This window comes from Marinobacter sp. UBA2498 (assembly GCF_002341575.1).
In the GTDB taxonomy this organism is placed as follows: domain Bacteria; phylum Pseudomonadota; class Gammaproteobacteria; order Pseudomonadales; family Oleiphilaceae; genus Marinobacter; species Marinobacter manganoxydans.
The window spans coordinates 14157-25923 of sequence record NZ_DDOI01000090.1 but is presented as its reverse complement, the minus strand read 5'-3'; the positions used below and the strand labels follow the sequence as shown (position 1 = coordinate 25923).

General features: G+C 58.8%; 10 protein-coding genes. 4 read left to right on the top strand and 6 right to left on the bottom strand.

What is annotated here, in order from left to right; translation table 11 throughout:
- Positions 1-487: zinc-binding dehydrogenase (locus B2W52_RS12660; protein ID WP_286803375.1), on the top strand; the 487-nt coding region annotated here is incomplete at its 5' end.
- Here B2W52_RS12660 and B2W52_RS12655 read toward each other — a convergent pair.
- From B2W52_RS12655 to B2W52_RS12645, 3 genes are all read right to left on the bottom strand, one after another.
- Complete coding sequence (locus tag B2W52_RS12655; protein WP_092033151.1) at positions 473-2350, bottom strand: cation:proton antiporter; 1878 nt, start codon at positions 2348-2350, stop codon at positions 473-475. The two genes, B2W52_RS12660 and B2W52_RS12655, sit on opposite strands and share 15 nt — an antisense overlap.
- Before the next feature lie 21 nt (positions 2351-2371).
- Positions 2372-3163: a tRNA cyclic N6-threonylcarbamoyladenosine(37) synthase TcdA gene (gene tcdA / locus B2W52_RS12650; RefSeq protein WP_169702126.1), complete on the bottom strand. Its 792-nt coding sequence runs from the start codon at positions 3161-3163 to the stop codon at positions 2372-2374.
- A gap of 272 nt (positions 3164-3435) precedes the next feature.
- Positions 3436-5211 carry an acyl-CoA dehydrogenase C-terminal domain-containing protein gene (locus tag B2W52_RS12645; RefSeq protein ID WP_273071551.1) on the bottom strand — a complete coding sequence of 592 codons (1776 nt, stop codon included), beginning with the start codon at positions 5209-5211 and terminating at the stop codon, positions 3436-3438.
- 170 nt (positions 5212-5381) lie between these two features.
- Here B2W52_RS12645 and B2W52_RS12640 point away from each other — a divergent pair, with 170 nt between their 5' ends.
- On the top strand, positions 5382-6125 hold the full coding sequence (locus tag B2W52_RS12640; RefSeq protein ID WP_053114195.1) for an SDR family oxidoreductase: 744 nt from the start codon (positions 5382-5384) through the stop codon (positions 6123-6125).
- 79 nt (positions 6126-6204) lie between these two features.
- Here the strand turns inward: B2W52_RS12640 and B2W52_RS12635 are convergent, their stop codons facing one another.
- Entirely contained in the window at positions 6205-6843 is a 639-nt protein-coding gene (locus B2W52_RS12635; protein ID WP_053114198.1) for a ChrR family anti-sigma-E factor, read from the bottom strand.
- Entirely contained in the window at positions 6840-7439 is a 600-nt protein-coding gene (locus tag B2W52_RS12630) for a sigma-70 family RNA polymerase sigma factor (protein ID WP_039881993.1), read from the bottom strand. Before B2W52_RS12630 ends, B2W52_RS12635 begins: the two co-directional genes overlap by 4 nt.
- A 239-nt stretch (positions 7440-7678) precedes the next feature.
- On the opposite strand from B2W52_RS12630, the gene B2W52_RS12625 reads away from it, so the two are divergent.
- A complete protein-coding gene (locus tag B2W52_RS12625) occupies positions 7679-8710 on the top strand; it encodes an AraC family transcriptional regulator (protein WP_273071549.1) in 1032 nt (343 codons plus the stop codon).
- A gap of 12 nt (positions 8711-8722) precedes the next feature.
- On the opposite strand, the gene speA is transcribed toward B2W52_RS12625, so the two are convergent.
- Positions 8723-10633, bottom strand: coding sequence for a biosynthetic arginine decarboxylase (gene speA / locus B2W52_RS12620; RefSeq protein ID WP_273018329.1), 1911 nt, complete (start codon positions 10631-10633; stop codon positions 8723-8725).
- 211 nt (positions 10634-10844) lie between these two features.
- On the opposite strand from speA, the gene speE reads away from it, so the two are divergent.
- The gene (gene speE / locus B2W52_RS12615; protein ID WP_008173265.1) at positions 10845-11726 is read left to right on the top strand and encodes a polyamine aminopropyltransferase; all 882 of its coding nucleotides are present in this window, start codon (positions 10845-10847) and stop codon (positions 11724-11726) included.
- Positions 11727-11767: the final 41 nt, after the last annotated feature.

Genomic DNA, 11767 nt, shown 5'->3' with positions numbered 1-11767 from the left:
CGCCGGCGCCGGTGGCGTGGGGCATTTTGCGGTGCAGTTTGCATTGGAGCGCGGTGCCCATGTCATTGCAACGGCCTCGGCCGGTAACCGGGATTTCCTGGCGGAACTCGGGGTCCACGAGGTGATTGACTACCGCAACACGGATATCGCCGAAGAGTGCTATGGTCTGGACGTGGTACTGGACCTTGTTGGCGGTGATACCGGCAAACGCTCCCTGCACACCCTCGGCGAACATGGAGTCCTCGTGACCATCCCGACGGTTACCGCCGACGAAATCATCAGTGCTGCCGAGGAAATGGGTTTACGCGCCCATGGCATGACTGTGCGTCCCGACGTATTTCACCTGGATGAGATTGCCGAGCTGATTGAGGACGGTGACGTCAAGGTGCACATCGAAAAAGCGTTCGCGCTGGACGATGTCGCGCAGGCCCACGAACTGCTGGAAGGCGGGCACGTGCGCGGCAAGCTGGTGCTAGATTGTCGATGAGGGTTCCTGATCGGCCGGTTGATCCTGGCTGGCCGATGGTTCTCCTCCCTCTTTCTCCTTGCGCTCCTTGCGGGCCTGGGGCGGTACCAGGCTGATCAGGATCCAGTCGTTTTCCGGTTTCAGGTCTTTCATGCTGCAAACCGGGGCGACGTGTTCCTTGCTGTCGAACGTGAACAGCACCAGGGCCTGGTTCTGGTATTTGTTCAGGAACTCCTCGTAACCGAATTCCTCACTCAACTGGGTGGTCTTTACGGTGTAGCCCTGGCTCACCAGACTGGCCAGCTTGGCGTAGCTGACGCCATCGAACAGGCCCCGGGTCATCTGTATTTTTTCAGCCGTCTGATGCCGGGCCTTCTGGTCCTGATCACCTTCGGCCAGGCTGAACACGCACTTGTTTCCGAACCAGTCCAGGAAGTGGTACGTGGCCAGTGAGTTCATGTGCTTGTACGGGGAGATCACCAGCAGCTTACCGATGCCTGTCAGGTCCAGATGGGTCGATGCATGCTCGGAAACCGGGTTGCCGAAGTACACCTGCAGGTTCTCCATGCGGGCCTGACGGACGTTTTCCCAGTTGGTGTCCGCCAGGGTCACGGGCACCTCATACTTTTTCAGGGCCATGCCAATCATACGGGCCACCGGATTGGCGCCCAGGATCAGGAAGCCGTATTCCGCTGGTTCCGCGACCTTCAATAGGCGGGCAACCGGCCGTGCGGTGAGGCTCTGCAGAGTAACGGTGGCGATAATCAGCATAAACACCAGGGGTACCAGGGCGCCGGCACTCTCATAACCCAACTTCTGCAGCTGGAAAGCGAACAGCGCTGACACCGCGGCCGCGACGATGCCCCGGGGGGCGATCCAGCTCAGAAATAGCTTTTCCCGCAAGTTCAGGTTGGTGCCGATGGCCGACAGGAAAATACTCAGGGGGCGGGCTACCAGCATCAGCAGGGCCAGCACAGCCACCAGGCCCCAACCCAATTCGGCAATCGCCGCAAACTCAACCCGCGCCGCCAGAATAATGAACAGGGCCGAAATCAGGAGAACACTCAGGGATTCCTTGAACTCCAGAATGCTCTCGATAGGCACCTGCTTCATGTTGGCCATCCAGATGCCCATCACCGTCACCGTCAACAGGCCCGACTCATGGGCCAGTTCGTTCGAGATGGCGTACACGCCGAGCATGAAGGTGAGGGTGCCGGCGTTATGCAGGTACTGGGGAATCCAGTGTTTGCGCAACACGATGCCATTGAGATAACCGGCTCCAGCGCCCATCAGGAAACCCACGGCCAGGGTCTTGCCGAATATGTACAGCGAGTGGCCAAACACGTTGCCCTGGCCCCAGGAGACAATCCCCTCGAACACCAGGACCGCCAGCAGTGCCCCGACCGGGTCAATGATGATGCCTTCCCAGCGAAGTATGTTGGCCAGTTTGGAGTCCGGTCGTACGGACCGCAGCAGCGGTGCAATCACGGTCGGGCCGGTGACAATCGAGATGGCGCCAAACAGCAGGGCGACCGCCCAGGAGACATCCAGCAGCCACCGGGCGGCAAGGGTGCCGATGATGCAGGTGACAATGGAGCCTACCGGAATGAGGTTGCGGACCATCTTGCCGTGGCCGCGGATTTCCTCGTAGCGCAGGGTCAGGCTGCCTTCGAACAGGATGATGGCAACGGCGAGGGAAATGACCGGGAACAGCAGGTCCCCGAAAACCACTTCCGGGGACAGGAAGCCGAGAACAGGCCCGGCGGCAATGCCGCCAGCCAGCAGGAACAGGATGGCGGGCATACGCACGCGCCAGGCAAGCCACTGGCAGAACAATGATAAAACGCCAATGCTGGCAAGAAGCAGGACAGTGCTGACTGGCATAATGGTTTCAGTTCCGTTGATCTATTGGTTGGCGCGCCGGGCAATCCGGTTCAGGAGTCGGGAAGCCGCAAATAAACCGAAGCTGGCGGTCACCGGGCTGGCGGCGCCAAAGCCGGAGGCGCAATCCAGGCGCACCGGACCGTCGGTGGCCGGTTTCTGCAGGCACACTTCCCCGTCTCCGGCAGGATACGTCAGCTGCTCGAGGGAGTATACGGCCTCAATGCCAAAGCGCCGCTTTGGATTCCGGGAAAAGCCATATTCCCGCCGCAGAAGGTTTCGAACCTTGGCCAGCAGTGGGTCCTGGGTTGTTTTGCTGAGGTCTGCCACCTGGATCTGAGTGGGGTCGATCTGTCCGCCTGCGCCGCCGGCACAGACCAGAGGAATTTTCCGGCGCTGGCAGTGGGCAATCAGGGCGGCCTTGGCTTTGACGCTGTCGATGGCGTCGATCACCCCGGTCATGTCTTCGGTGATCAGCTCGCTGACGTTCTTCGTGGTCAGGAAGCCGAAATGCACCCGAATGTCGGCTTCCGGGTTGATCGCCCGCAACCGGTCTGCCATGGCGTCGGTTTTGGTACGGCCGTACTGGCCTTCCAGGGCGTGGAGCTGGCGGTTGGTGTTGGACACACAGACATCGTCCATGTCGATCAGGGTGATGGTACCAACGCCACTTCGGGCCAGGGCTTCAGCGGCCCAGGACCCGACCCCGCCAAGACCGACCACAGCAATATTGGCGTGACGAAAGGCTTCCAGGGCCCGGCGCCCGTAGAGTCGTTCGATGCCACCAAAGCGGAAAGCGTAATCGTCGGCGTTCATGGTGTCCCCGTGCAGGTCCGGTCGCAGACCGGACAGAATCAAAGATCGCAATTGTAACCCAGTGACCGCACAGACAAAAAAGGACCATAAAAAAAGCCACGCAGGGCGTGGCTTTCAAAGTGCCCAGTCCGACGGGGAGCTGGGCGGGACTAGTTCAGAGACACTAATCAACGTGATCATTATCAATGGCCAGTGCATTCACCTGAAGGTCACAAGCTGTCATTGATCGGTCATTTCCGGCCAGGCCTTGGGAGCACTGGCCGGATAGCGGATCACGCGGCCCAGTGGTCGTCCGAGAACGCCATCAGGCTGTCCTTGCCACTCTGAATGTCACCCAGCAGCCAGTCGACTTCCGGAAGCAGCTTTTCAAAGTAGAAGCGGGCAGAGACAACCTTGCTCTCGAGCAGGGGCTTGTTACCTTCGCCGGCGGCAAGCTGTTCGTTGGCAACGTTTGCCATCCTGGACCAGAGGTAACCGATGACCGTCAGCGCCATCAGGCGCAGATACGGTGTCGCGGCGGCGCCCGCCTGCTCCGGATCTTTCGGTGCGTTGCTGGCCAGCCACATGGTGGCTGTCTCAAGCGCCTTCATGGCGTTTTTCAGCTCTTCACGGTGCGGCGCTTCCGGATTGTCCTTCAGATATCCGCTCAGGGTGCCAAAGAGGGTGCGCACCAACTGACCGCCTTTCAGACTCAGCTTGCGGCCCACGAGGTCCATGGCCTGAATGCCGTTGGTGCCCTCGTAGATCCTGGCGATCCGGCCGTCACGAACCAGCTGCTCCAGCGGCCAGTCGGTGGTGAAGCCCGAGCCACCCAGTACCTGCAGCCCGGTGTTGGCGTTGTTGAAGCCTTCGTCTGTCAGGAACGACTTCACCACCGGGGTAAGCAGTTGAACCAGATCGTCCGCGGATTCCCGAACGGTCTCGTCTGGATGGGCGACAGAGAGATCCAGTTGGTGGCCAGCAAACAGGGCCAGAGCACGCATGCCCTCGTTCAGAACTTTCTGGCGCATCAGCATTCGGCGTACATCCGGATGCACGATGATCGGGTCTGCGGGACCATCGGGGTTCTTCGGGCCGCTCAGTGAACGGCTCTGCAGGCGCTCACGGGCAAAGCCGAGGCTTTCCTGGTAGGCCATTTCGGCCAGGCCCAGGCCCTGCATACCAACCATCAGGCGCGCCTCGTTCATCATGGTGAACATGGCACGCATACCATCGTTCGGCTCGCCGACAAGCCAGCCTTTGGCGCCCTCGAAGTTCATGACGCAGGTTGCAGAACCCTTGATGCCCATTTTGTGCTCAAGGCCGCCACAGAAGGCCGGGTTTCGCTCCCCGGATTCCGGCAGGAACTTGGGTACCACAAACAGGGAAATGCCCTTGGTGGTATCCGGCGCGCCGGGCAGCTTGGCCAGAACCAGATGCACGATGTTGTCCACCAGGTCGTGTTCGCCCCCGGTAATCCAGATCTTGGTACCTTCGATGGCGTAGCTGCCGTCATCGTTCGGGTTGGCGCGGGTGCGAATCAGGCCAAGATCTGTGCCGCACTGGGGTTCGGTCAGGCACATGGTGCCGGTCCACTCGCCGGAGATCAGTTTTTCCAGATAGATGTTTTTCAGTTCGTCCGACCCGTGTGCGTGCAGGGCACTGATGGCGCCATGGGTCAGGCCCGGATACATGCCCAGGGAGAGGTTGGTGGAGCAGACCATTTCGTCCACCACGAACTTCAGGGTGTGGGGCAGGCCCTGGCCGCCGTATTCAAGCGGTGCGTCCAGCGCTGTCCAGCCGCCCTCAACGAACTTCTTGTAGGCATCCTTGAATCCTTCGGGCGTTTTCACCGAGCGGGTCTCGGGATCGTAGGTACAGCCTTCCCGGTCGCCGACCTGGTTGGTGGGCTGGATGACTTCTGCGGCGAGCTTGCCAGCCTCGTCAATAACCGCGGAAATCAGATCCGGGGTGGCATCTGCGTATTTTTCCAGCTCATGCAGCCGGTCTGCGCCCAATACATCAAACAACAGAAAGCGAAGGTCATTCGCCGGAGCCTGGTATTGCATGGATACTCTCCTAGGTGCGCCGTTTTAACGGGAGCGCTGCAGCATTCGGCAGCGACCCGAAGATAATTTGAACACTGGTTTCATACGCCCGTTTTAATGCGCTGGTTCACCGTTTTGGCAGTCTGGACGATAGAATTTTCGTATGTCCTCCTGAACCAAGGAGGTATCAAATGAAACAAGTGTTGATAGCCGGGGTTTCCGGCGCAATCGGTGGCGCTTTGGCAAGCCGGTTGCTTGAGCGTGATTCCCAAACCAGGGTGATCGGGTTGTGCCGTGATCCGGAGAATGCGCCGGACGCTTTGCGCAGCCATCAGCGCATCACTTTGCTGCCCTGGGATGCCGAAAGCAGTGCCGCGCCCGGTGCGATTGCCGAGGCACTGGAATCGCTGCTAAACAGGGAGGATGGGATTGATAGCTTTATTTATGCCGCGGGGCTGCTTCACGGGCCGGATATGTTCCCGGAGAAGCGCCTTGAAGACCTCGATCCGCAGAGTATGGCGCGTGCGTTTGCTGTCAACGCAACCGGTTTCGGATTGCTGACCCAGGCGCTATTGCCATGGCTGCGACATCGGGCATTCAAACGGGTGGTGGCTATTTCCGCCAAGGTTGGCTCGATAACCGACAACGGGTTTGGCGGCTGGTATGCCTACCGGAGCTCCAAGGCGGCGCTCAACATGCTGGTGCGTAACCTGTCCATCGAATTACCCCGGCGATGCAAACCGATAGCTTGTGTTTCGTTGCATCCGGGCACCACTGAGTCGGCGTTGAGCGAACCGTTCAGCCAATCTCTCGCCAAGCTTAACGTGCATACTCCAGAGGAGACGGCTACCAACCTTCTGGAGGTGCTCGATGGACTGGGGGAAGACGATAACGGAAAGTTTCTGAGCTGGGATGGTACAGAGCTGCCCTGGTAGTTCGGGCAACCCTGGTGTCGGCTACAAAAAAGGGGCGATTTCCATCGCCCCTTTTTCGTGTCCGTCATTCGGCGGAAGGTTACCGAATAAAGGGATTGAGCATCCGGGTAAAGGTGCCCGTGAGCTTCACCGGAGCACTCAACACGGAGAGTGTTATACAGTCCTCGCAACCAACCGCTACGGGCTTGTGTTCGTCCTCATCGTTCAGGACCACGAAATCCCACTGGTTAAACACCCCTTTCTGGTCTGCAAACGCACCCTGAAGGACGATGGTCGTTTCCTCGCCGCGATGCGTGTGGGCAGGCGCTTTGCCGCCGGCAGCGAGTTTCTGGAGTACAACCTGTTCTTTCTGACCGGGGAACCGGTCGGTGATGTCCAGGACGCTCACATCACCCAGCTGGCGCTTCCACGGCAAGCTGTTGAGATCTTCACCCAGTAGCTTCTGCAGGGCGCTGACCCTCGGGGCAGCCGCTGCTGCCGGCTCAGCTGCCGGCTCGCTGTCGATCTTTGAAAGAATGCTGTCGAACATGCTTTCAGAGACAGTCACCTTTGGCTGCTGCTCCATCATCACAGCCCCAAGGCTATCAAGCGTGTCCACACGGCTGCGGCAGTGGGAACACTTGTCCAGGTGGAGCTTGATGCACAGGGCATGGGGCTCGCTCAGGTTACCTGCGCTGTACTCCATCAGGCTCAGGCTGTCGGGATGGTGCCGTGTCATACGTTCTGGTCCTGCAAAATCACTTTCAGTTTATTCAATGCCAGGCGAACCCGGCTTTTCACGGTGCCAAGAGGAATGTCCAACTCGTCCGCAACCATCTGGTGCGACTTGTTTTCCATGTACACTTTGGCAATGACCGTAATCTGTTCTTCCGGCAGATGACTCAGGGATTCCCTGATTCGCCGTTCGGACATGAGACGGTGCAAAGAAGTGACCGGCTCGTTTTCGTTCTCACCCGGAATCTGCCAAAGGTCTTCTGTCTCGACCGGCATTTCAGCACTGGTACGCTGCATCTTTCTCAGCATATCGATTCGCTGGTTCCGGGCGATGGTGAAAATCCAGGTTGATGCCGCCGCCTTGCGCCAGTCGTAGAGGCATGAGCGTCTCCAGATCGACACGAATACTTCCTGCACGAGCTCTTCCGCATGACTCGCCAGACCGTTCGCCATGGCGTAGTACTTGATTTGCGGGCCAAAATGCTCGAACAGCGCGTGGTACGCTTCGCGGTCCTGGTTCTTGCCCACTTTCTGCAGCATTTGGCTCCATTGGTCCTTGCGGCCCTCGGAACTTGCTGGCTTTTGATCCAGTGTGGTCACCGGACGCTCCTTGACAGTCGCATGATTTGAGCTTGTTCTGGTCATCATTCTATGCACTCGTCCCGGGTTTGTCAGTGTCTAGGTTTACGGATCGGTGAATCAGGTGGATCAGCCTGTGTGGAAAAAAACACAGAAAGCTGGCACCAGCGACGGTTTTTGATCGTCTCGCAGGTGATTGCCGGAATCGGCAGAGCGGTCTAGTCTGAGCAATAAATCGACTCCGGACGACAAACACCTCCATGAATGCTCCCGGCTTTACCGGAAACCTGCCCGTTATCCGGGCGCACTATGCGGATATCCTCTGCCAGTTGGCGGAGGACCGTGGCCTGCAGCGGTCCCGGCTATTGTCGGCTTCCGGTATTCGCCCATCCATGCTTGGTCATCCGGACAATTTCATTACTGTCGAGCAGTTCAGTGCCCTGTGTCGCGAAACGCTTGTCCAGAGTGGTGATCCAGCCCTCGGGCTTGAGTTTGGAAAGCGGCTGAAGTTTACGACCCACGGCTCGCTGGCCCAGGCAGCCATTAGTTGCGATACCCTTGAGCAGGCGCTTACGGTACTGATCAAATATTTCCAGATCCGCTTTGTCTACATGAGCCTTTCGTTCTTCGTGGAGGAACATGAGGCCGTGATCCAGCTGGACCTGGCGCACAGCATTGAGGACCTGTACCGGTTCAATGTTGATGTGGTGATGGCGTCACTGATGGATGTGAATCTCCTGCTTTTCGGCCATCGGCTACTGGATGGCGGGCGATGCCTGCTGGATTTTCCTGAGCCTGACGATCTCTCGGCCTATAGACAGCTGTTTGGAAGCCAGATTGCGTTTGGCAGTGGCGTGAACCAGCTGCGGTTCAAACGGGTTTTTCTCGACTCCCCCATGTCACTGTCGAATCCGGTGACCCGTCGGATTGCCGAAGCCCAGTGTCAGGAGGAAATGCGATTCATAGAGGGTTCCACGTCGGTTTCGGACCGGGTGGTGCGCCTGCTCGAGACGGGGCGAAGCCAGCGGTTACCGGCCCTGGAGGATGTGGCGGAACACCTGAAAATGTCCACCAGGACGCTGCGCAGACAGTTGGCCTCCGAAGGGGTGCGATTCCAGCAATTGCAGGATTCCATTCGCCACCGCCGAGCCCTTGAACTGCTGCGCCGCAATGAGCTGAGCATTGATGAGATAGCCGACGCTCTGGGCTACAGTGACCCCTCCAACTTTGGCCGTGCCTTCCGCAAGTGGGAAGGCGTTTCTCCCAGTGCCTGGCGTCGGGAGCATCAGTAACTCTGACGAGAACTATTCCTCGAGGTAGGTATAACCATCCAGGCCGGCGGCCAGCTCTGCCATAAGCGCGGCCTGGGTTTCCGCTGCCAGGGCGGAGGCGGCAAACTTGCCCCTGTAGGCCTCCATCAGGGCCTCGGGTTCAAAGTTCACATAGCGCAACACCTTGGCGACGGTGTCCCCGGTGATGGGGGCGCTGATCTCGTAACCGCCTTCTGGCGTCAGGCGGACATCCACGGAATGGGTGTCGCCGAACAGGTTGTGCATATCGCCAAGAATTTCCTGATACGCGCCGGTCATGAAAAAGCCCATCAGCAAAGGCTCGCCCGACCGTTCTTCGGGTAAGGGCAGGGTTGTTTCGGTGCCCTGGCCATCGACGTAGCGGTCGATACGCCCGTCTGAATCGCAGGTAATGTCCTGGATAACTGCCCGCCGGTTCAGGGGGCGATCCAGGCCGTTGATCGGCATAACCGGGAAGATCTGATCAATGCCCCAGACATCGGGCAGTGACTGGAACAGGGAAAAATTAACGAAGAGTTTTTCCGCCAGTTTCTCATTGAGTTCGTCGATAATTTCCCGGTGAGCCCGGTTGCTGCTGTCCAGCTGATCCCGGAGCAGTCGGCAGCAGCGGGTGTACAGGGTTTCAGCATCCGCCCGCTCCTGGAGCGACAGAACGCCGTGGGCGAACTGGGCGTGAACATCGGCCATGGCGTGGAGTACGTCATGGTAGATCTCAGCCAGTGAGCGGGGGGTGTTTGTGTCCTGCAGGCTTTCAAGGTCGCGCCAGAGATCGTGCAGCGGCGCAGAGGCGGTGGCCCCCGGTTGTTGCGGTGTCCGGTTTTCCGGTGCTTCGTGGTCGATCACGTTGGTCACAAGCACGGAGTGATGCGCGGTCAGGGCTCTGCCGGATTCGCTGATCAGATCCGGGTGAGGCGTACCGTGGCGATCACACTCTGCCTGCAAAACATGCACGACATTGTAGGCATATTCGTAAACGCTGTAGTTCATGGAGCAGCTACTGCGTGAGCGAGTGCCCTCGTAATCCACGCCCAGGCCACCGCCGATGTCCACCGTGCCAATTGGGGCCCCCATCTGGCGCAACTCGCTGTAGAAGCGTGCACATTCCCGGAGACCGGTCTGGATGTCACGGATGTTGGCAATCTGGGAGCCAAGATGGAAGTGCAAAAGTTGCAGGGTGTCCAGGGCACCCGCCTCGCGCAGGGTGTCGACGACATCCAGGACCTGGCTGGCAGACAGTCCGAATTTCGACTTTTCACCACCTGTGTTCTGCCAGTTGCCTTTGCCGATGGTGGCCAGCCGGGCCCGAACTCCGATCAGCGGTGAAACGCCCAGGCTTTTTGCCTCTTCCAGGATGAGTGGCAGTTCCGATTTTTTCTCGACCACGATGAACACCCGGTGGCCGAGAGTCTGCCCAATCAGGGCCAGACGGATGTACTCCCGGTCCTTGTAACCATTGCAGACAATCACCGATCCGGGTTGCTGGGACATTGCCAGCACCGCCATCAATTCCGGCTTGCTGCCTGCTTCGAGGCCTATCTGCCCTTTAGAGGCAGCGGGCTCGGCGGCCAGCAGTTCCTCGACCACGCGGCGTTGCTGGTTGACCTTGATCGGGTAGACCGCTGTGTAACGGCCCTGGTAGGCATGTTCTTCTGCGACCTTGTTGAAGGCATTGCACAGTTTGTTGACGCGGTCGTGCAGGATATCAACGAAGCGCACCAGCACCGGCAACTGAATCCCGGAGTCGGTCAGTGTTCGGGTCAGCTCCGGCAGGTTGATCCGTGCCGGGCTCTGGCCCCGATCCGGACGAATCAGTACCTGTCCCTGGTCGTTGACACCTATGTAGCCATCGCTCCAGTGGGCAATGTTGTAAACCTTGTGGGCCGGGGTGGCGCTGGCTTCGCTCATGCTTGCTATCCTGTCAGGAAACACTGGCCGGCAGGGAATTGTTCGGCAGCCGGCTTCTGGCCGACATTGTATGGATTCCCGCCACGGGCTAAAAGAACCGGGCAGGGAAAATATCTGGCCGGTTGCCGCGATTATCGCTTTAGCTCACGGTAAGGCGTCCCTACAATACGCCCTTTTAACACAGCCCATGGCCCACATCGGGAGGCAAGACATGACAGCACTCAATGACGGCTGGTTTACCGAGGTATTCCAGGATCAGGGGACAGCGTTCTCCCTTCAGGTGAAAAAGAAGCTCCACGAGGAGCAGACACCGTTCCAGAAACTGGAGATCTACGAGACCGAGACCTTCGGCAACCTGATGGTTCTGGACGGCTGCGTGATGCTGACCACCCGCGATAACTTCCTGTACCACGAAATGATGACCCATCCGGCCCTGTTCACCCACCGGGACCCCAAAAAGGTGGTGATTGTCGGCGGCGGTGACTGTGGCACCCTGAAAGAGGTGCTCAAGCATCCGGGCGTTGAGGAAGCCTGGCAGGTGGAAATCGACGAGCGGGTAACCCGCATGTCGGAAAAATATTTTCCGGAGCTTTGCGAAGCGAACAGTGACCCGCGCGCCAATTTCTTCTTCGGAGATGGTATCCAGTGGATGCGGGACATTGAGCCGAACAGTGTCGACCTCATTATTATCGACAGCACCGATCCTGTCGGCCCGGCCGAAGGCCTGTTTGCCCTGGATTTTTACCGGGATGCCATGTTGGCGCTTCGAGAAGGCGGCATTATTGTCCAGCAGAGCGAATCACCGCTGCTGCACACCGACAGCATCATCAAGGGCATTCACGAGGACATGCGTAAGGCCGGATTCGAGCATGTGCAGACCATGCCATTCCCGCAACCGGTCTACCCCACCGGCTGGTGGAGCTGCACCATGGCCAGCAAGGAAAACCCGATCAAATACTTCCGCGAGGAAGATGCCAACAACCGGCCGTTCGTGACCCGATACTATAATTCCGGGGTTCATCACGGTGCCCTGGCGATGCCCCAGTTCATGGTGGATGCACTGGAAGATGAGGTCCGTCCGGAAGAAGGTTAAGGGGAAAGCGGGCAGACAAAGCAGACAAAAAAAGGGCGCCA